Origin of the sequence: Streptomyces sp. NBC_01257, assembly GCF_035917255.1 — a bacterium.
Classification (GTDB): Bacteria; Actinomycetota; Actinomycetes; order Streptomycetales; family Streptomycetaceae; genus Streptomyces.
This window is the reverse complement of the sequence record NZ_CP108472.1, coordinates 5,405,143-5,425,497: the sequence shown is the minus strand read 5'-3', so window position 1 is coordinate 5,425,497 and position 20,355 is coordinate 5,405,143. Positions and strand designations below refer to the sequence as shown.

The 20,355-nt window shown below is 70.2% G+C and carries 19 protein-coding genes; 5 read left to right on the top strand and 14 right to left on the bottom strand.

All coding sequences use genetic code 11. The annotated features are described in order from the left end of the window. Positions 1 to 12 precede the first annotated feature (12 nt). From OG408_RS23510 to OG408_RS23445, 14 genes are all read right to left on the bottom strand, one after another. Positions 13 to 291 carry a GlsB/YeaQ/YmgE family stress response membrane protein gene (locus OG408_RS23510; RefSeq protein WP_266781604.1) on the bottom strand — a complete coding sequence of 93 codons (279 nt, stop codon included), beginning with the start codon at positions 289 to 291 and terminating at the stop codon, positions 13 to 15. Positions 292 to 438: 147 nt separating this feature from the next. Continuing rightward, positions 439 to 831 carry a YccF domain-containing protein gene (locus OG408_RS23505; protein WP_266781602.1) on the bottom strand — a complete coding sequence of 131 codons (393 nt, stop codon included), beginning with the start codon at positions 829 to 831 and terminating at the stop codon, positions 439 to 441. After that, entirely contained in the window at positions 828 to 1,691 is an 864-nt protein-coding gene (gene htpX / locus OG408_RS23500; RefSeq protein WP_266781600.1) for a zinc metalloprotease HtpX, read from the bottom strand. Before htpX ends, OG408_RS23505 begins: the two co-directional genes overlap by 4 nt. Before the next feature lie 194 nt (positions 1,692 to 1,885). Further along, the gene (mscL, locus tag OG408_RS23495) at positions 1,886 to 2,350 is read right to left on the bottom strand and encodes a large conductance mechanosensitive channel protein MscL (RefSeq protein ID WP_266781598.1); all 465 of its coding nucleotides are present in this window, start codon (positions 2,348 to 2,350) and stop codon (positions 1,886 to 1,888) included. A gap of 110 nt (positions 2,351 to 2,460) precedes the next feature. Continuing rightward, positions 2,461 to 3,993, bottom strand: a complete 1,533-nt coding sequence (locus OG408_RS23490; RefSeq protein ID WP_326671793.1) for an NADH-quinone oxidoreductase subunit N — start codon at positions 3,991 to 3,993, stop codon at positions 2,461 to 2,463. Continuing rightward, positions 3,990 to 5,564 carry a complex I subunit 4 family protein gene (locus OG408_RS23485; protein WP_285573658.1) on the bottom strand — a complete coding sequence of 525 codons (1,575 nt, stop codon included), beginning with the start codon at positions 5,562 to 5,564 and terminating at the stop codon, positions 3,990 to 3,992. The genes OG408_RS23490 and OG408_RS23485 overlap by 4 nt, the downstream gene beginning before the upstream one ends. 3 nt (positions 5,565 to 5,567) lie before the next feature. Beyond that, positions 5,568 to 7,568: an NADH-quinone oxidoreductase subunit 5 family protein gene (locus OG408_RS23480; protein ID WP_266781592.1), complete on the bottom strand. Its 2,001-nt coding sequence runs from the start codon at positions 7,566 to 7,568 to the stop codon at positions 5,568 to 5,570. Continuing rightward, entirely contained in the window at positions 7,565 to 7,975 is a 411-nt protein-coding gene (gene nuoK / locus OG408_RS23475) for an NADH-quinone oxidoreductase subunit NuoK (protein ID WP_266781590.1), read from the bottom strand. The genes OG408_RS23480 and nuoK overlap by 4 nt, the downstream gene beginning before the upstream one ends. Next, positions 7,975 to 8,676, bottom strand: coding sequence for an NADH-quinone oxidoreductase subunit J family protein (locus OG408_RS23470; protein ID WP_326671790.1), 702 nt, complete (start codon positions 8,674 to 8,676; stop codon positions 7,975 to 7,977). Before OG408_RS23470 ends, nuoK begins: the two co-directional genes overlap by 1 nt. After that, positions 8,676 to 9,248 (bottom strand): NuoI/complex I 23 kDa subunit family protein, encoded by a 573-nt coding sequence (locus tag OG408_RS23465; RefSeq protein ID WP_326671788.1) that lies wholly within the window; start codon positions 9,246 to 9,248, stop codon positions 8,676 to 8,678. Before OG408_RS23465 ends, OG408_RS23470 begins: the two co-directional genes overlap by 1 nt. Beyond that, positions 9,248 to 10,216, bottom strand: coding sequence for a complex I subunit 1/NuoH family protein (locus OG408_RS23460; protein WP_326671786.1), 969 nt, complete (start codon positions 10,214 to 10,216; stop codon positions 9,248 to 9,250). Before OG408_RS23460 ends, OG408_RS23465 begins: the two co-directional genes overlap by 1 nt. Further along, on the bottom strand, positions 10,213 to 11,868 hold the full coding sequence (locus tag OG408_RS23455; RefSeq protein ID WP_326674586.1) for an NADH-quinone oxidoreductase subunit C: 1,656 nt from the start codon (positions 11,866 to 11,868) through the stop codon (positions 10,213 to 10,215). Before OG408_RS23455 ends, OG408_RS23460 begins: the two co-directional genes overlap by 4 nt. Positions 11,869 to 11,954: 86 nt before the next feature. Continuing rightward, a complete protein-coding gene (locus tag OG408_RS23450; RefSeq protein WP_266781582.1) occupies positions 11,955 to 12,671 on the bottom strand; it encodes an NADH-quinone oxidoreductase subunit B in 717 nt (238 codons plus the stop codon). Next, complete coding sequence (locus OG408_RS23445; RefSeq protein WP_266781580.1) at positions 12,662 to 13,087, bottom strand: NADH-quinone oxidoreductase subunit A; 426 nt, start codon at positions 13,085 to 13,087, stop codon at positions 12,662 to 12,664. Before OG408_RS23445 ends, OG408_RS23450 begins: the two co-directional genes overlap by 10 nt. A gap of 170 nt (positions 13,088 to 13,257) precedes the next feature. On the opposite strand from OG408_RS23445, the gene OG408_RS23440 reads away from it, so the two are divergent. From OG408_RS23440 to OG408_RS23420, 5 genes are all read left to right on the top strand, one after another. Beyond that, entirely contained in the window at positions 13,258 to 14,466 is a 1,209-nt protein-coding gene (locus OG408_RS23440; RefSeq protein WP_266781578.1) for a sensor histidine kinase, read from the top strand. Between the two features lie 293 nt (positions 14,467 to 14,759). Further along, positions 14,760 to 16,112, top strand: a complete 1,353-nt coding sequence (locus tag OG408_RS23435) for a sensor histidine kinase (RefSeq protein WP_266781576.1) — start codon at positions 14,760 to 14,762, stop codon at positions 16,110 to 16,112. A gap of 196 nt (positions 16,113 to 16,308) precedes the next feature. Next, on the top strand, positions 16,309 to 16,968 hold the full coding sequence (locus OG408_RS23430) for a response regulator transcription factor (RefSeq protein WP_148022109.1): 660 nt from the start codon (positions 16,309 to 16,311) through the stop codon (positions 16,966 to 16,968). A gap of 299 nt (positions 16,969 to 17,267) precedes the next feature. Continuing rightward, positions 17,268 to 19,220, top strand: a complete 1,953-nt coding sequence (locus OG408_RS23425) for a 2-oxoacid:acceptor oxidoreductase subunit alpha (RefSeq protein ID WP_326671782.1) — start codon at positions 17,268 to 17,270, stop codon at positions 19,218 to 19,220. After that, positions 19,213 to 20,271 carry a 2-oxoacid:ferredoxin oxidoreductase subunit beta gene (locus tag OG408_RS23420; protein WP_266781572.1) on the top strand — a complete coding sequence of 353 codons (1,059 nt, stop codon included), beginning with the start codon at positions 19,213 to 19,215 and terminating at the stop codon, positions 20,269 to 20,271. The genes OG408_RS23425 and OG408_RS23420 overlap by 8 nt, the downstream gene beginning before the upstream one ends. Positions 20,272 to 20,355 lie beyond the last annotated feature (84 nt).

Here is a 20,355-nt window from a genome sequence, read left to right as displayed (position 1 = left end):
GTACCGGACGTCTCAGCGGCGTTCGCGGGAGTTCCCGAACAGCAGCCGGTAGCCGATCAGCAGGACCAGTGAGCCGCCGATGGCCGACACCCAGGTCGCCGGGTCGAAGAAGTCCTCGTTGTCGATCGTGCGGTCCAGGAAGCGCGTCGCTATCCAGCCACCGAGGAAGGCGCCGACGACCCCGATGAGGGTGGTCCCCACGAGGCCGCCGGGGTCGCGGCCCGGCAGCAGGATCTTGGCGATGACACCGGCGACAAGTCCGAGAATGATCCAGCCAACTATGGTCGTCATGCGTGCGAACCTACCCGTCACTCGGTCTTGGAATCCAAGACGTTCGCGCCGGTCGGGCGGTTGCGGGCACAGGCTGTGAACTGCCTGTGCCCCGCCTGTCGTACGAGTGGGCCGCCGGGTGCGGGTGGGATGCCCGGGACGGGTGCGCTACCAGCCGGCGAACTCGTCGTCCGTGCTGACGATCTCCTTGCCGAAGGGCATCAGCGAGACCGGGATCAGCTTGAAGTTGGCGATGCCCAGGGGGATGCCGATGATCGTGATGCACAGGACGATGCCCGTGGTGATGTGACCGAGCGCCAGCCACCAGCCGGCGAGGACCAGCCAGAGGACGTTGCCCACGCAGGAGGGCGCGCCCGCGTCCCGGCGATCGACGACTCGGTGGCCGAAGGGCCACAGGGCGTAGAGGCCGATGCGGAAGGCCGCCAGGCCGAACGGGATGCCGATGATCGTGATGCACAGCAGGAGTCCCGCGAGCAGGTAGCCGAGGAACATCCAGAAGCCGCACAGGACCAGCCAAATGACGTTCAGAATTGTCTTCACGGTCGGTGACCTGCCATCTGCTCGAGTCGGGCGATGCGCTCCGCCATCGGCGGGTGGGTCGAGAACATCTTGGACATGCCCTGTCCGGGGCGGAACGGATTCGCGATCATCATGTGGCTCGCGGTCTCGATCCGGGGCTCGGGGGGCAGTGGAAGCTGTTTGGTGCCGGCGTCCAGCTTCCGCAACGCGGCGGCCAGGGCCAGCGGGTCGCCGGTCAGCTGTGCGCCCGAGGCGTCCGCCTCGTACTCACGGGACCGGCTCACGGCCAATTGGATCACGGATGCGGCGAGCGGTCCCAGGATCATGATGAGCAGCATGCCGAGGATGCCGGGGCCCTCGTCGTCGTTGGAGCGTCCGATCGGGATCAGCCAGGCGAAGTTGACCAGGAACATGACGACGGAGGCGAGCGCTCCGGCGACGGACGAGATCAGGATGTCGCGGTTGTAGACATGGCTGAGCTCGTGGCCGAGGACGCCGCGCAGTTCCCGTTCGTCCAGGAGCTGGAGGATGCCCTCGGTGCAGCAGACCGCGGCGTTGCGCGGGTTGCGGCCGGTCGCGAAGGCGTTGGGCGCCTGGGTCGGGGAGATGTAGAGGCGCGGCATGGGCTGGCGGGCCGTGGTGGAGAGCTCTCGGACCATGCGGTAGAGCTGGGGCGCCTCGAACTCGCTCACCGGCCGGGCGCGCATGGCCCGCAGGGCGAGCTTGTCGCTGTTCCAGTACGCGTAGGCGTTGGTGCCGAGGGCTACGAGGAGCGCGACGATCAGGCCCGTACGTCCGAAGAAGCTGCCGATGACGATGATGAGTGCGGACAGGCCGCCCAGGAGGACGGCGGTTCTCAGCCCGTTGTGCCGGCGGTGCACGGTACGCCCTCCAAGTGGTGCAGCAGGGGAACCCTTGCTCGGTGGTGCTCCACTCTCCAGTGGAGCCTCCCGTACTGGTCAACGCCAGGCGAGGAGAGCTAGTTCCCTTGTGCTTACTGCCGCGGGGCCGGGCCGCTCCGGGTGTTCACGGCGGAGCGGGCCGTAGGCCGTACGGGTGGAGGGGTGCCGCGGGGTCAGCGCTGGACGGGGAGTTTGGCGAGTGCCAGCGCCTCGGGGTCGGGCTCGACGTCGCTGGTGCAGTGGGCGCAGCGGGAGGCGACGGCCGGGATCGGGGTGTAGCAGCGGGGGCAGTCGCGCAGGGCGGCCTTGATGTCGACCTCCTCCTGGTCCTTCTTGGCCGTGAAGCGGTCCTGGACCTTGGCCATGGGCATGACGACACAGAAGTAGAGGACCGCGGCGGTGATGAGGAAGGCGATCGCGGCGCTGATGAAGAGGCCGTAGGGGAAGGTCACCCCGTCGAACTTGAAGTGCGCCTTGCTGAAGTCGCCCGTCCCGCGGGTGATGATCCCGATCAGCGGCACGATGAACGCGTTGCTGAACCCGGTGACGACCGCGGTGAACGCGGCTCCGACGGCGAGGCCGATCGCCATGGAGATGACGTTTCCGCGGAGGATGAAGTCCTTGAACCCGTTCAGCACTGCCCTTGGCTCCTCTGTGGTGATGTGAAGGTGATACGCGCGGTGCGCGGGCACGACCCTGCCCTGTGCGGCCCGCCGGGGGCAAACCGATCTTGCGGGTGACGCGGGGGTCAGAAGAGGTTGACGCCGGCGAATCTGAGGACGGTCTGGGGGGCGCCCGACAGGGCGATGCCGGCGACGGCGGTGAGGACGATCGCGGCGGTGAGCGGGGCCGGGGTGCGGCGCCGGGTGCCGGCCTGCGGCTGCTCCGTACCGTCCTCTGCGGGGCTGCGGAACAGGGCCGCGGTCCACTGGAGGTAGTAGTAGAGCGCGATCACGACGTTCACGGCCATGACGACGGCGAGCCAGCCGAGTCCGGCGTCGACGGCCGAGGAGAAGACCGTGACCTTCGCGAAGAGTCCGATGATGCCCGGCGGGAGTCCGGCCAGGCAGAGCAGGAAGAAGCCCATCGCGAGGGCGGCGAGCGGGCGCCGGGCGTACAGGCCGCGGTAGTCGGCGATGCGGTTGCCCGGGTGGGTACGGGCGACGAGGGCGGCCACCGCGAAGGCGCCGAGGTTCACGACGGCGTACATCAGGGCGTACGCGACGGTGGACCCGATCTGGCGGTCGCCGGCGTACGCGGCGGCGGCGATCGGCACCAGGAGGTAGCCGGCCTGGGCGACGGAGGACCAGGCGAGCAGGCGTACGGCGCTGCGGGCGCGGGTGGCGCTCTGGCGCAGTGCGGCGACGTTGCCGACGGTCATGGTGAGTGCGGCGAGGACGGCGAGGGCGGGGCCCCAGACGTCCGCGTACGAGGGGAAGGCGACGACGGTGACGAGGATGAGGCCGGAGAAACCGACCGCCTTGCCGACGACCGAGAGATAGGCGGCGATCGGCAGGGGGGCGCCGACGTAGGTGTCGGGGACCCAGAAGTGGAAGGGTGCGGCGGCCGTCTTGAAGGCGAAGCCGACGAGGGTGAGGGCGACGCCCGCCTCGGCGAGGGTGGAGAGCTGTCCGGGTACGTCGTCGAGGCGGGCGGCGATCTCCGTGAGGTGGAGGGTGCCGGTCGCGGCGTACACGAAGCTGACGCCCAGGAGCATGACGGCGGTCGCGACGACGGAGGACAGGAAGAACTTCAGCGCGGCCTCGGAGGAGCGCCGGTCGCCGCGCTTGATGCCGACGAGGGCGAACGCGGGCAGCGAGGCGACTTCGAGGGCGACGACGAGGGTGGCGAGGTCGCGGGACGCGGGCAGCAGGGCGGCACCGGCGGCGGAGGACAGCAGCAGGAACCAGAACTCGCCGGCCGGGAGCTTGCGGGTGTCGCCGATGGAGAGCAGCGCGGTGAGCAGGGCGCCGCCGAGCACGAGTGCCTGGATGACCAGGGTGAAGTGGTCGGCGGTGTAGCTGCAGGCGCGGCTGCCGGTGGTGAGGCAGAAGGTGGAGCGGTCGCCGTCGTGCAGGGGGATCAGGAGGGCGAGGGCGGCGGCGAGGCCGGCGACGGCCCCGTAGCCGAGGAGCGGCTTGCGGGCCGCGGGGACGAAGAGGTCGGCGACCAGGACGACGAGGGCGACGGCCGCGACGGTGACCGGGGGTGCGATCGCGAGCCAGTCGACGGACTGGACGAGGCTTGCTGCGCCGGGGGCGCTTTCGGCTGCCACGATCACGACTTGCCTCCTGCGAGGAGCTTCTGCACGGCCGGGTCGGTGAGGCCGAGGAGGACGGCCGGCCACAGTCCGGCGAGGACGGTGAGGGCCGCGAGGGGGGTCCAGGCGGCGAATTCGTAGTTCTGGACGTCGGCGATCGGATGCGGTTCCTCGCGCCTGGCGCCCATGCAGACCCGGCGGACCACGACGAGGAGGTACGCGGCGGTGAGCAGCGTGCCGAACGCGGCGACGGACATGAAGGTGAGGAAGGCGGGGCGGCTGAGTCCGTCGGCGGGGTCGAAGGCGCCGAACAGGGCGAGCATCTCGCCCCAGAAGCCGGCCAGGCCCGGCAGTCCGAGGGAGGCGACCGCGGCGAACGCGAGGAGGCCGCCGAGGCGGGGGGCCCGGCCGTAGAGGGCGGCGCCGGTGGCTCCGGCGAGGGTGTCGAGGTCGGCGGTGCCGTACCGGTCCTTGACCGCGCCGACCAGGAAGAACAGCAGGCCGGTGATGAGTCCGTGGGCGATGTTGGCGAAGAGCGCGCCGTTGACGCCGGTGGGGGTCATGCTCGCGATGCCGAGGAGGACGAAGCCCATGTGGCCGACGGAGGAGTACGCGATCAGCCGCTTGAGGTCGCCCTTGGCGCCGGGCCGGGCCAGCGCCAGGCAGGCGAGCGATCCGTAGATGATGCCGGCGACCGCGAACGCCGCGAGGTAGGGCGCGAAGGTGTGCATGCCGTCGGGTGCGACGGGGAGCAGGATCCGGACGAATCCGTACGTGCCCATCTTCAGCAGGACGCCCGCGAGGAGGACGGAGCCGACCGTCGGGGCGGCGGTGTGGGCGTCGGGGAGCCAGCTGTGCAGCGGCCACATCGGGGTCTTGACCGCGAGCCCGATGCCGATCGCGAGAACGGCGACGACCTGCACGGACGAGGTGAGGCCACGGCCGTTGTCAGTGGCGAGTGCCACCATGTCGAAGGTGCCGCTCTTCAGTCCGATGAGGAGCAGGCCCAGCAGCATGACGACCGAGCCGAGCAGTGTGTAGAGGATGAACTTCCAGGCGGCTGCCTGCTTCTGCGCACCGCCCCAGCGGGCGATGAGGAAGTACATCGGGATGAGCACCATCTCGAACGCCAGGAAGAACAGCAGCAGATCGAGGACGGCGAAGGTCGCGAGGGTGCCGGACTCCAGCAGCAGGATGAGGGCGACGAAGGCCTTCGGGGAAGGGCCTTCGGGCATTTTGAAGTAGCTGTAGAGCGCGCAGAGGAAGGTCAGCAGCGCGGTCAGTACGAGAAGGGGGAGCGAGATGCCGTCGATGCCGAGGTGGATGCGGACGTCGAGCGCCGGGATCCAGCTGATGTCGGTGGTGGCCTGCATCTTCGACGGGTGGTCGTGGTCGAAACCCAGGGCCAGCACGATCGCGGCGATGAGGATCACGCCGCTGACGGTCACTCCGTGGCGGAGCACGGCCTGGTCCGGGCTCCTGCCCTTCAGCCCGGGCGGGGCCGGGAGCAGGGCGGCGACGGCGCCGACGAGCGGGCCCACGACGACGAACGCCAGAAGGAACTGCATCACGGATGCGCTGATATCGATCACGGCTCACGACCCGGCGTTGACGTTGGCGAAGACGACGGCGGCGACCGCCAGGACCAGCGAACCGGCGAGCAGTGCGCTGAGGTAGGTCTGCACGTTGCCGGTCTGCGCGCGGCGGACGGCGGTGCCGAGCCAGCGTGTGGCGGTGGCGGAGCCGCGTACGTAGGTGTCGACGACCTCGCGGTCCAGGAAGCGGACGAGGCTCGCCGCGGCCTGGACGGGGCGGACGAACAGGGCCGCGTACAGGGCGTCCAGGTGGAATCCGGTGGCCGCGTGGCGGTGGAGCGGGCCGAGCAGCAGCCGGCCGGGGTCGGCCGGGTCGGGGGCGTCACCGGCGGTTCCGTAGGCGGCGGTGTGGCTCTCCATGGCCTCGACCTCGATGAGGGCGGGTTCCTCGTCGGGGTGGGCGACGACCGAACCCATGGGGGTGCGGGGGGCGAGTGCCGTGGTGTGGCGCCAGGCCCCGTAGGTGACGAGGCCGCCGACGAGACCGACGCCGGTGGACAGCACGGCGGTGGTGAGCGACGGGGTGAGGCTGTGGCCGTCGAACCAGTCGGTGATCACGCCGACGGTCAGTCCGAAGGCCATGGTGGGGACGGCCAGTACCCACAGGACCGAGGTCATGGCGACGGGCTGCCTGCCGTGGTCGGGTGCTTCGGCGCCGCGGCCGCGGAAGGCCAGGAGCCAGAGGCGGGTGGCGTACGCGGCGGTGAGCACGGCGGCCAGGAGGCCGGCGACGAGGACGGTCCAGCCGGCGGCGGCCGGGGCGACGTGCCGGTCGCCGAGGGCGGTGTGCTCGGCGGCGACGAGGACGGCTTCCTTGGAGAAGAAGCCGGCGAACGGCGGGATGGCGGCCAGTGCGAGGAGGGCGACCGTCATCGTCCAGTAGGCGTCGGGGATGCGCTTGGTCAGGCCGCCCATGCGGGACATGGCGGCCAGTGAGTTGGTGCCGGCGGCGTGGATGACGACGCCCGCGGCGAGGAAGAGGACGGCTTTGAACGCACCGTGCGAGATGAGGTGGAAGACGGCGGCCCCGCGGTCGCCGACGGCCAGGGCACCCGACATGTAGCCGAGCTGGCCGATCGTCGAGTAGGCGAGGACGCGCTTGATGTCGTCCTGCGCGAGGGCGGCGAGTCCGGAGCCGATCATCGTCACGGCGGCCATCACCGCGAGGACGACGAGGGCGGCGCCCGATTCGGCGAAGACGGGGAGGAGCCGGGCCACGAAGTAGATACCGGCGGCGACCATCGTCGCCGCGTGGATCAGTGCGGAGACGGGGGTGGGACCGGCCATCGCGTCGGGCAGCCAGGTGTGCAGGGGGAACTGTGCGGACTTGCCCGCGACACCGGCGAGGAGGAGCAGCGCGATCAGGGTGGGGTGATCGAGGCCGCCGTGGGCGACCGAGCCCAGGATGCCGGTGATGCGGAAGGTGCCGGTGTCGGCGGCGAGGGCGAACAGGCCGATGAGGAAGGGCACGTCGCCGAGCTTGGTGACAAGGAACGCCTTGAGGGAGGCGGCGCGGGCCTCCGGCGTCTCCCAGTAGTGGCCGACCAGGAAGTACGAGCAGATGCCCATGATCTCCCAGCCGACCAGGAGCACCATCAGGTCGCCGGAGTAGACGACGAGCAGCATCGCGGAGGTGAAGAGGGAGACGAGGGCCGCGTACGAGGGGTAGCGGGGGTCGTCGCGCAGGTACGCGGTCGAGTAGATCTGCACGCAGCTCGCGACGAGGCCGACCAGCACGGCGACGAGGACGGCGAAGCCGTCGAGGTGCAGCGCGAGGTCGATCGGGACCGAGCCGGTGGGCGTGAGCTGGGTCGCGGCGTCGATGGCCCGGCCGCCGCCCTGGCGTGCGGCGACGACGACGGCGATCACGAGGGAGGCGAGGGACGGCAGCACGGCGAGCGGCCGCACGAAGCCCGGCGCGGACCGGCCGAGGAGGAGACCGGCCACGGCGCCCAGGAACGGGAGGAGGGGGACGAGGACGGCAAGGGTCGTGGTGGTCACGCGGTGGCCTCTGCCTTCTTTGCCTTCCCTGCCGGAGCAGTGGCCTGGTCTTCGGGGGCGTCGGCGTCGTCCGGATCGTCCGGGAGTTCTTCGGCGTCGTCGGTCTCGGCGGTGTCGCGGAGGCGGTCGACGTCCGAGCTGCCGCGGTTGCGGTAGACGGCGAGGACGATCGCCAGGCCGATGCCGATCTCCGCCGCCGCGATGGCGATGGTGAACAGGGTGAGGGCCTGGCCGGAGTGCAGGGTGTCGCGGAGCCAGACGTCGAAGGCGACCAGGTTGAGGTTGACCGCGTTGAGCATGAGCTCGACGGACATCAGGACGAGGATCGCGTTGCGGCGTGCGAGTGCTCCGTACAGCCCGGTGCAGAAGAGGAGGGCGGCGAGCACGGCGGGATAGGCGAGGTGCATCAGCTGCTCCTGTCCTCTCGGCTCGGGGTGCCGTCGGTTGCGGTGCCATCGGTTGTGGTGCCTTGGGGTGCGGCGCCGCGGGTCGTGGTGCTTCGGGGTGTGGTGCTGCTTCGGCCGGGGGTTGCGGCGGGTTTCGTTTCGCGGTCCCTGCGGGACAGGACGATCGCGCCGACGAGAGCGGCGAGCAGCAGGACGGAGAGGGCTTCGAACGGCAGCACCCAGTGCCGGAAGAGGAAGGACCCGGTGGCCTCGGTGGAGCCCTGGGCCGGCCCGTCCAGCGTGATCCACGTGGTGCGGAAGGCGTCCACGACGACCCAGACGAGGGTGCCGGCCGCGGCGACGGCCACCCCGAGGGCGGCCCAGCGGTTCTCCGAATCGGCGTCCGGGGAGCGGCCGATGGGGGCCCGGGTCAGCATCAGCCCGAACAGGAGGAGGACGACGACGGAACCGACGTAGATCAGCACCTGCACCCAGGCGATGAACTCCGCGGTCAGCAGGAGGTACTCGACGGCGAGGCCGCCGAGCGCCACGATCAGCCAGAGGGCGGCGTGCACCAGCTGCCGGGTCGTGACGGTCACGAGGGCCGCGCCGAGGGTGGCGACGCCGACGAGGACGAAGGCGATCTCCACACCGGTCGGGGAGAGGAAGCCGGGGTGGCTCCCGGCGGCGGCGAGGACGGAGGCGGCTCCGGTGGCGGTCATCACTCCGGTCCCTCCTGGTCGGCTGCCTGCTCCGCCGCTTCCTGTTCGCGCTGGGCGCGGAGCTTGTCCGCCGTCTTGCGGGCGGCGGCGATCTCCTTGGGCTCCTCGGCACCGGGGTCGAGGGCCGGCGGCTCCGGGACCGTCCACATCCAGTCGCGCAGCTTGTCGCGCTCATGGGTGAGTTCCAGGATGTCCGTCTCCGCGTACTCGAACTCCGGCGACCAGAAGAGCGCGTCGAACGGGCACACCTCGATGCAGATGCCGCAGTACATGCAGAGGGAGAAGTCGATCGCGAAGCGGTCCAGCACGTTGCGGCTGCGCTCGCGGCCGCCCGGGGCCGCGGCGGGCATCGTCTCCTTGTGGGAGTCGATGTAGATGCACCAGTCGGGGCATTCGCGGGCGCAGAGCATGCAGACCGTGCAGTTCTCCTCGAACAGCGCGATGACGCCGCGGGAGCGGGGCGGGAGTTCGGGCTGCGTGTCCGGGTACTGCGCGGTGACGGTCTTCTTCGTCATCGCCCGCAGGGTGACGGCGAGGCCCTTGGCCAGGCCTGATCCGGGGATCGGGGGCATTAGCTGATCGCCACCTTCACGATGCCGGTGAGCGCGATCTGCGCGAGGGCGAGGGGGATGAGCGTGGTCCAGGCGAGCTTCTGGAGCTGGTCCTCGCGCAGTCGCGGGTAGCTCACGCGCAGCCAGATGACGACGAAGGCGAGGATGCCGGTCTTCAGGAGCGTCCAGACCCAGCCGAGGCCGTCGGCGCCCAGCGGGCCGTGCCAGCCACCGAGGAAGAGGACGGTCGTCAGTCCGCAGAGCACGACGATGCCCGCGTACTCGGCGAGCAGGAAGAGTGCGAAGCGCAGGCCGGTGTACTCGGTGTACGCGCCGAAGATGATCTCCGAGTCCGCGACCGGCATGTCGAAGGGCGGGCGCTGGAGTTCGGCGAGTCCGGCCACGAAGAAGACCAGGGCGCCGACGATCTGCCAGGGCAGCCACCACCACTCGAACGCGTCGAGGATGCCGGGGAGGGACACGGTGCCGGCCGCCATCGCCACCGAGGCGGCGGCGAGGAGCATCGGCAGCTCGTACGCGAGCAGTTGCGCGGCGGTGCGGAGGCCGCCGAGCAGCGAGAACTTGTTCGCCGACGCCCAGCCCGCCATGAGCGAGCCGAGCACACCGACGCCCATCACCGCGAGCACGAAGAAGATGCCCGCGTCGACGACCTGGCCGACCGCGCCCTCGCCTGGGCCGATCGGGATGGCGACGAGCACGAGGAGGTACGGGAGCAGTGCGACGGCGGGCGCGATCTGGAAGACCCGGCGGTCGGCCTCGGCCGGGACGATGTCTTCCTTCTGCGCGAACTTCACGCCGTCCGCGACGAGCTGGGCCCAGCCGTGGAAGCCGCCGGCGTACATGGGGCCGAGGCGGCCCTGCATGTGCGCCATCACCTTGTGTTCGGCCTGGCCCACGATGAGGGGGACGACCATGAACACGGCGAAAACGACGATGAGGCGGAGGGCGACGTCCAGTACGTCGTTCACTCGGGATCGCCTCCGGTCGGGGGCTTGGGGGGCGGGGTGGTCTCGGGGGGTGTGGGGGGTTTGGGGGGTGTGGGGGGCTGCTCGGTGGAGGGTTGCTCGGCGTTGGGCTGCTCGGGGGTGGCGTCGGGGGTGTCGCTGCGCGGGGCTTGTCCCCTACCCGCCCCTTCCCGAACCGGGGGCTCCGCCCCCGGACCCCCGCTCCTCAAACGCCGGAGGGGCTGGAAGGAACCGGAGCCATCGGGGGAATCCGAGGAATCGGGAGCACCGTGGGACTCGGGGGAGCCGGATGCACCGGGAGCACCGTGGGGTTCGGAGTCACCCGGGTCACCGGAGCCGCCGGAGTCACCCGGGTCACTGGAGCCGCCAGAGTCGTCGGAGTCGCCCGAAGCACCGAGAGCCTCAGAGGCATCGGAAGCACCCTGGGTCTCGGAGGAACCGGAGTCACCGCGGGAAGGAGCACCGGGGACACCAGGAGTGTCGGAGTCGCCAGAAGCACCCGGCTCACCGGGCTCACCGGGCTCACCGGGTTCGCCCGGCGCAACCGCCCCGCCGGCCTCTCGTGTCCCACCCGCCGGCTCGTCGAATGCAGGCCGGGCATCGTGCCACGGCGCCTCCGGGGTACGGGACTCCGACGAGGTCCGGGGCTTCGACGGCGTCCGGGAATCCGACGACGTACGAGGCTTCGAAGGGGTACCGGGCTCTGCCTTGGGGCTCGGCTCCGGCGTGAAACTCGGCTCTGCCTTGGGACTCGGCTCTGCCTTGGGACTCGGCTCTGCCTTGGGACTCGGTTCCGGCGTCGGACTCGGTTCCGACGTGGGACTCGGCTCCGGTGGGGCCGCCTCCGCAGCGTCCTTCGGTGCCTCGCCCGGCTGCACCGACGGCACCGGCTGCACCGGCGGCACCGCAGGCGCCGCGGGCTGCTGGCTCGCCGAGCCCTGGGACACGGAGCGGCTCCGACGCGCTGGAGCGGGAGCGGCAGCGGGTGTCGTCTGCTCGGTCGGTGTCGTCGTGGGCTGCTGGCCCGCCGAGCCGTCGCTCGCGCTGCGGGTGCGGCGGGCCGGGCGGGCCGCGCGCGCCGGGGCAGGTGGGAGCTGGCCCTTCAGCGGGCCCCATTCGTTCGGGTCGGGCACGCCAGGCGGCAGCATCGTGCGGCGCTTCGGGCCGCCGTGCTCCGACTCGCCCGGCTCCTTGGCGCCAGGCCAGGCCTTCGCCACGCGCGCCGCGAGGACGAAGTCCTTGCGCAGCGGGTGGCCCTCGAAGCCCTCGGGCAGCAGCAGCGGAACCAGGTGCGGGTGGCCGTCGAAGCCGATGCCGAACATCTCGTGGGTCTCGCGCTCGTGCCAGGCGGCGCCCGCGTACACGTCGATCGCGGTGGGCAGCACGGCCGCCTCGTGCGGGACGGTCGTACGGAGCAGCAGGCGGCGGACCCGTCCGCCCGCGGCCGGCAGTGCGGCGACATGGGCGCAGACCCGGAAGCCGGTGCCCGGTTCGTCCACCGCGCTCAGCCAGTCGAAGTACGTGCAGCCGAGCCGGTCGCGCGCCGTTTCGAGCGCGGCGATCCAGGACGCGGGCGGCACGTCGACGGTCAGCAGTTCGTACGCCTGCTCCGCCGTCGCGTCCTCGCCGAAGATCTCGGTGACGGCGTCCGGCAGCCGGTCGTATCCCCCGGCGCTCCCGGCGCTACCGGCGCTCCCGGCCCTCTCAGCGCTCTCAGCGCTCTCGGCGCTCCCGTCGGTGGTCACTTCGGCTCCTCCTTCGAGGAGTCAGGGGTCGAGGAGTCGGGAGTCGCGGAGTCAGCGGCCGAGGAGCCGGGCGCGGGCGGGGCCGCTACCAGGCCGCTGCGCAGGGCGGCCGTGGAGGGGCGGCCGCCGCCCGTCGCGTAACGCTCACCCAGCGACTCGCGCGCGATCTTCTCCTGGAGCTTGAGAATGCCCTGGAGCAGGGCCTCCGGCCGGGGCGGGCAGCCCGGTACGTAGACATCGACCGGAATGATCTGGTCGACGCCCTTCGTCACGGAGTACGAATCCCAGTACGGGCCGCCGCAGTTGGAGCAGGCGCCGAAGGAGATGACGTACTTGGGCTCGGGCATCTGCTCGTACAGCCGCTTCACCGCGGGCGCCATCTTGTCCGTCACCGTGCCGGAGACGATCATGAGGTCGGCCTGGCGGGGGCCCGGGGCGAAGGGGATCACGCCGAGCCGGATGAAGTCGTGACGCGCCATGGAGGCGGCGATGAACTCGATGGCACAGCAGGCGAGTCCGAAGTTGAAGACCCAGAGGCTGTAGCGGCGGCCCCAGTTGAGGACCACCTTCATCGGCTCGGGCGCGAGCCTGGACAGCACGCCCAGGCGCTTCGGCTCGGGGAGGAACGTGGGGACGGGCTCGGGCGCGGAGGCCTCGGCGGATTCCGCCTCCGCTCCCGGCCGACCGGCGGACGACGGGCTCGTCACGTCCATTCGAGGACGCCCTTCTTCCATGCGTAGAGCAGTCCCACGGCCAGGAAACCGAGGAAGATGAACATTTCCACGAGCGTCGTCGCCCCGTATCCGGGCGCGGCGAAGACGGTCGCCCACGGGAACAGGAAGATCGAGTCGACGGCGAAGATCACATACAGGAAGGCGTACACGTAGTAGCGGACCTGGGTGTGTGCCCAGCCCTCTCCCACGGGGTCCACGCCGCATTCGTACGTGAGGAGTTTCTCCGGCGTCGGCACCACGGGACGCAGCAGCCGGCCGGCTCCGAAGGCGACGGCGACGAACAGCACGCCGACCACGGCGAGCAGTCCGACCACTGAGTAGCTGTGGAAGTAGTCCGACGCGAGAACGGCCGGTCCCGGCAGCTCCGCTCCCGGCAGGTCCGCCACGTCCGTCACGTCCGCCCCCTCGCTCCCTCAAACCTGTTCGACGATCTGTACGCACGGGAGTCTAGGCCCTGTAAAGGAACGGTAAGCAGTTGCGTCGGGCAACTGGTGGGGTTATCCCCACTTCGCCCCCACCCATGAGCCCCATGGCGTCCGGGAGCCCGGCCCGGCAGGCTGGACACATGACCATGAGCCCCCAGGTGCCCGATCACGACGGGCCGCCTCCTGTCCGCTTCGCCTTCGACCGGTGGACGTGGAAGGAGATCGCGCATCTTCTCGCCAATCTTCCGATGGCCATCGCCGGTTTCGTCTACACCGTGCTGATGGTCTCCATCGGCGTGGGGCTGGCGATCACGGTGATCGGACTGCCCCTGCTCGCGCTGGGGCTCCAGGGCTCCCGGCTGCTGGGACGTGCCGAACGGGGCCGGGCGCGGGGGCTGCTCGGGCTGCGGATCGACGAGCCGAGCCCGCTGGCCCGGGTCCGCCGGGAGGAGGGGTTCTTCGCCTGGCTGTGGTCGAGCCTGAAGGACCCGGTGGGCTGGCGCGCGGCGCTGTACTCGTTCATGCGGCTTCCGTGGGGCGTGGTCACGTTCGCGGTGACGCTCGTGAGTCTCTTCGTCCTGTGGCCGGTACTCCCCTATACGGCGCGGTTCATGGCCAACGCCGACCGCGGCATGGTGCGCGGGCTGCTCTCGCCCTCCGACGAGCTGGAACGCCGCATCGCCGAACTGGAGTCGGACCGGGGCGTGGTCGTCGACACCGCCGCCGCCGACCTGCGGCGCATCGAGCGCGATCTGCACGACGGCGCGCAGGCGCGGCTCGTCGCCCTCGCGATGGGGCTCGGTCTCGCCAAGGAGAAACTGACCGACGACCCCGAGGCCGCGGCCCGCATGGTCGACGAGGCCCACGGCGAGGTCAAGGTCGCCCTCCAGGAACTGCGCGACCTGGCCCGCGGCATCCACCCCGCCGTCCTCACCGACCGCGGACTCGACGCCGCACTCTCCGCCATCTCCTCGCGCTGCACGGTCCCGGTCACGGTGGGGGTGGATCTGCCCGGCCGGCCCGCACAGGCCATCGAGGGCATCGCCTACTTCACCGTCTCCGAACTGCTGCAGAACATCAGCAAGCACAGCGGGGCGCGTACGGCGTCCGTCGATGTGTGGCGGTCTGCGGACCGGCTGCTGATCCAGGTCTCCGACGACGGGCGGGGCGGGGCCTCGATGGACGGCGGTACGGGGATGGCGGGGCTCGCCGAGCGGCTGGACGCCGTCGACGGGCTGTTCGTCCTCGACTCCCCGGTCGGGGGCCCTACGACCGTCACCGCCGAGCTGCCCTGGCGCGACCGGGAGGACGAGAAGGACGCGGCCGCCGGCCGCACGGCCAGGGCCTGAACCGCGCCCGGCCACGCGCGGCGCCCAGGGGTAGGGAAAACCCCCGGTCGAAGAGGGAGACCGTCCTCATGGTGCGGGATCCGTCGGCACAGCACCCTTGAATCAGGCGCACGACCGCACGTCACCGCGCGAAGTTCGTGCAGAGCAACAGAAACAACTGAGCAGCACGGCAACAGCGCAACAGAGCAACAGAGCAAGTCAGCAGCACAGCAGCACAGCAAGTCAGCGGGCGCTCGGAAGCAGACCCAGAGAAGCAGCGGATACGACGGATGCAGCAGAAACGGACGGAACCCATGGCCACGGCATACGGACCGGACACACGGGACCATCAGCGGTCGGGCTCCGGATACGGGGAGCAGCCGGCGCGACACCGCGTCCCGGCCGTGCTGCGGGCCCCCTTCGAGGGCAGGACCTGGCGCGAGTTCGGCTATCTGATGCTCAGTCTGCCGATCAGCGTCGTGCTGTTCAGCTTCGCGATCACCATGACCGCCGTGGGTGCCGGACTGCTCGTCACCTTCCTGGGGATCCCCGTCCTGGCCGCCGGGCTGGCCATGTGCCGCGGCTTCGGCGCGATGGAGCGGGCCAGGGCGCGCGGTCTGCTGAAGCTGGACGTGGCCGATCCGGCGCCGGTGCGGGGCCGGACCGGCGGTCTGATGTCCTGGGTCGGCGCGGTCCTGAAGAGCGGGGTGTCCTGGCGGCACCTGCTCTACGCGCTGCTGCACTTCCCGTGGGCGGTCTTCGCCTTCTGCGTCTCGCTGACCCTGTGGTCGTACGGCTGGGCGGCCCTCACGTACCCCTTGTACTCCTGGGTCTTCCCGGCCTACGTGGGTATCGACGGGGTGCAGCTGTACGGCGACGCCAATCACCAGGTCTATCTGGACTCGTCCGTCGAACTCACGCTGACCAGCGCCTTCGGTCTGGTCCTCGTCGTCGTCACGCCGTGGATCATCCGCGGTCTGGCCTCGGTGGACCGGCTGATGGTGACCGGGCTGCTGGGCCCGTCGCGGCTGGCCTCGCGCGTCTCGGAGCTGGAGTCGGACCGGGGCGTCGTCGTCGACACCGCCGCCGCCGACCTGCGGCGCATCGAGCGCGATCTGCACGACGGCGCGCAGGCCCGGCTCGTCGCCCTCGCCATGGATCTGGGGCTGGCGAAGGACAAGCTGACCGACGACCCCGAGGCCGCGGCCCGCATGGTCGACGAGGCCCACGGCGAGGTCAAGGTCGCCCTCCAGGAACTGCGCGACCTGGCCCGCGGCATCCACCCCGCCGTCCTCACCGACCGCGGACTCGACGCCGCACTCTCCGCTGTGGCCTCCCGCTGCACGGTGCCCGTCACGGTCGAGGTCGATCTGCCCGGCCGGCCGGCGCAGGCCATCGAGGGCATCGCGTACTTCACCGTCTCCGAGCTGCTGCAGAACGTCAGCAAGCACGCCCGCGCCACCCGCGCCACGGTCGACGTCTGGCGGTCGGCGGACCGGCTGATGCTCCAGGTCGCCGACAACGGACGCGGCGGGGCCGGCCCGGCGTCGGGCAGCGGTCTGGCCGGGCTGACCGAGCGGCTGGACGCCGTGGACGGGATCCTGGTCGTCGACTCCCCCGTGGGCGGCCCGACGAAGATCACGGCCGAGCTCCCGTGGCGCGGCTGATCGCCCTCCCGTACCCGGACGCCGGACGGACCCGTACAGCGGGCCGCCCGGCGTCCGGGCGTTCCGCGCCGGGCCGGTCGCGTGACGACTCAACCCTGCGAACGTGCGCGACGTCCCTGCCGATACTGGGATGCTGGACGGCATACGGGTGGGAACAGCGAGCAGTGGGGGATTCAGCGTCGTGGTGGAGGACAGAGTGCGCGTGGTCATCGCCGAGGATTCGGTACTGCTCCGGGAGGGACTCACCCGGCTGCTGACGGATCTCGGGCATGACGTCGTGGCGGGGGTCGGTGACGCGGAGGCCCTGATCAAGACGGTGGGTGACCTCGCCGGGCAGGACGCGCTGCCCGATGTGGTGGTCGCCGATGTGCGGATGCCGCCGACCCACACCGACGAGGGGGTGCGGGCCGCGGTGCGGTTGCGCAAGGAGTACCCAGGGATCGGGGTGCTGGTCCTTTCGCAGTACGTCGAGGAGCAGTACGCCACCGAGCTGCTGGCCGGGTCCAGCCGGGGCGTCGGTTATCTGCTGAAGGACCGGGTCGCCGAGGTCCGTGAGTTCGTCGACGCGGTGGTCCGGGTGGCGCAGGGCGGCACGGCGCTGGATCCGGAGGTGGTGGCGCAGCTGCTGGGCCGGAGCCGTAAGCAGGACGTGCTGGCAGGGCTGACGCCGCGTGAGCGCGAGGTGCTCGGTCTGATGGCGGAGGGGCGGACGAACTCGGCGGTGGCGCGGCAGCTCGTGGTGAGCGACGGCGCGGTGGAGAAGCACGTCAGCAACATCTTCCTGAAGCTGGGGCTCTCCCCCAGCGACGGCGACCACCGGCGCGTCCTGGCCGTCCTGACCTATCTGAACTCCTGACGCCGCGCGTGATGACGCCCGCTATTATCTGACGGGTAGTCAGGTAATAGCGGTGCCGGGGACCGGGAACGGCCCGAAGAGGCGGAACGGGAGATTCCCTCCCGGGTGTCTCCAGCGAAGATCCGCCGATGGGCCGGGCGGCTGGTGAATCATGACGGAACAGCGCCGAAAAGCGTCTCAAAACGCCGTCCAATATGCGATCGGCCACAGGAAGGCGACCCTTACAGACGTAGGGTGGGGCTCGGGACCGCCGGCGGGCCGGATGGTTCCGAGTTGCCGCGCCGAGGGAGGTCCAGTAAGTGACCAGCCAGGTCAGTAGCCCAGCCGATCAGGCCGATGAGGCCAGTGAGGCGCTCGTAGGGGGACAGCGTGCCCCCCAGTCCGCAGCAGGCACCGGCGAGAAAGAGATCCGTCGTCTGGATCGGGTGATCATCCGTTTCGCGGGTGACTCCGGGGACGGTATGCAGCTCACGGGTGACCGTTTCACTTCGGAGACCGCGTCCTTCGGGAACGATCTCTCCACGCTGCCGAACTTCCCCGCCGAGATCCGAGCCCCCGCAGGAACCCTGCCGGGCGTCTCCTCCTTCCAGCTCCACTTCGCCGACCACGACATCCTCACCCCCGGCGACGCCCCCAACGTCCTGGTCGCGATGAACCCCGCCGCACTGCGGGCCAACATCGCCGACGTACCACGCGGCGCCGAAATCATCGTCAACACCGACGAGTTCACCAAACGCCCCATGGCAAAAGTCGGCTACGACACCAGCCCGCTGGAAGACGGGTCCCTGGAGGCCTACAACGTCCACCCGGTGCCACTGACCACCCTCACGATCGAGGCACTGAAGGAATTCGGGCTCTCCCGCAAGGAAGCCGAACGCTCGAAGAACATGTTCGCGCTCGGACTCCTCTCCTGGATGTACCACCGCCCCACCGAAGGCACCGAGACGTTCCTGCGCGCCAAGTTCGCCAAGAAACCACAGATCGCCGAAGCCAACGTCACCGCGTTCCGCGCCGGCTGGAACTTCGGCGAGACGACCGAGGACTTCGCCGTCTCCTACGAGGTCGCACCCGCCACCCAGGCCTTCCCCACCGGCACGTACCGCAATATCTCGGGGAACCTCGCCCTGTCCTACGGCCTGATCGCCGCCGGCCGACAGGCCGACCTACCCGTCTACCTGGGGTCCTACCCGATCACTCCGGCGTCCGACATCCTGCACGAACTCAGCAAGCACAAGAACTTCGGCATCCGCACCTTCCAGGCGGAAGACGAGATCGCGGGCATCGGCGCCGCACTCGGTGCGGCCTTCGGCGGAGCGCTGGGAGTCACCACCACCTCCGGGCCCGGGGTCGCCCTCAAGTCCGAGACCATCGGCCTCGCCGTCTCTCTCGAACTCCCGCTCCTCATCATTGATATCCAGCGGGGCGGGCCTTCCACGGGGCTGCCGACCAAGACCGAGCAGGCGGACTTGCTCCAGGCGATGTACGGGCGCAACGGGGAAGCACCGGTGCCCATCGTGGCGCCGAAGACCCCGGCCGACTGCTTCGACGCGGCACTGGACGCCGCCCGGATCGCCCTGACCTACCGCACCCCGGTCTTTCTCCTGTCCGACGGCTATCTGGCCAACGGATCCGAGCCGTGGCGCATCCCGGAGACCGACAGCCTCCCCGACCTGCGCGTCCAGTTCGCCGGCGGACCCAATCACGAACTGGGCGACGGCACCGAGGTGTTCTGGCCCTACAAGCGCGACCCACAAACCCTGGCCCGCCCCTGGGCCGTCCCCGGCACCCCCGGCCTCGAACACCGCATCGGCGGCATCGAGAAACAGGACGGCACCGGCAACATCTCCTACGACCCCGCCAATCACGACTTCATGGTCCGCACCCGACAGGCCAAGGTGGACGGCATCGAGGTCCCGGACCTGGAAGTCGACGACCCGGCGGAGGCGAAGACGCTGGTGCTGGGGTGGGGATCGACGTATGGCCCCATCACCGCTGCCGTGCGGCGGCTCCGGGCCGCGGGACGGCCGATCGCGCAGGCTCATCTGCGGCATCTCAACCCGTTCCCGCGGAATCTCGGCGAGGTGCTGAAGCGTTACGACAAGGTGGTCGTCCCGGAGATGAACCTCGGGCAGCTGGCCATGCTTATCCGGGCCAAGTACCTGGTGGACGCGCACAGTTACAACCAGGTCAACGGCATGCCGTTCAAGGCCGAGCAGCTTGCGACGGCCCTCGAGGAGGCCATTGATGGCTGAGACCAACGAACTCTTGTCGCTGGTGCCTAAGACCGAGGCCAAGCAGTCCATGAAGGACTTCAAGTCCGACCAGGAAGTGCGCTGGTGCCCCGGCTGCGGCGACTACGCCGTCCTCGCCGCCGTGCAGGGCTTCATGCCCGAGCTCGGACTGGCGAAGGAGAACATCGTCTTCGTCTCCGGCATCGGCTGCTCCTCCCGCTTCCCGTACTACATGAACACCTACGGAATGCACTCGATCCACGGCCGTGCCCCGGCCATCGCCACCGGGCTCGCCTCTTCCCGGCGGGATCTGAGCGTCTGGGTGGTCACCGGCGACGGCGACGCCTTGTCGATCGGCGGGAACCATCTCATCCATGCCCTGCGCCGCAACGTCAACCTGAAGATCCTCCTCTTCAACAACCGGATCTACGGACTGACCAAGGGCCAGTACTCCCCCACTTCCGAGGTCGGCAAGATCACCAAGTCCACGCCGATGGGCTCGCTCGACGCGCCCTTCAACCCGGTGTCCCTGGCGATCGGGGCGGAGGCGTCCTTCGTCGCCCGCACCGTCGACTCCGACCGCAAGCACCTCACCAGCGTGCTCCGCGCAGCGGCCGACCACCCCGGCACAGCACTCGTGGAGATCTACCAGAACTGCAACATCTTCAACGACGGCGCCTTCGAGGTCCTCAAGGACCGCGAGCAGGCCCAGGAAGCCGTCATCCGACTGGAACACGGCCAGCCGATCCTCTTCGGCACCGACAACTCCAAAGGCGTCGTGCGGGACACCCTGACCGGTGACCTGAACGTGGTCGCGGTCACCGAGGACAACAAGTCACAGATCCTCGTCCACGACGCACACGCCCCCAGTCCCACGACCGCGTTCGCCCTGTCGCGCCTCGCCGATCCCGACACCCTGCACCACACCCCGATCGGCGTGCTCCGCAGCATCGAACGACCCGTCTACGACACCCTCATGGCCGACCAACTCGACACCGCGGTCGAACAGCAGGGCAAGGGCGACCTCGGTGCCCTGCTCGCAGGCAACGACAACTGGACGGTCGTCGGCTGACACCGGCCCGTCGCGCCTCGATGCGTCGGCCGTGCCCGTCACGGGCACGGCCGACGCATCTTCGTTTTCACGTGGCGGCGCGTG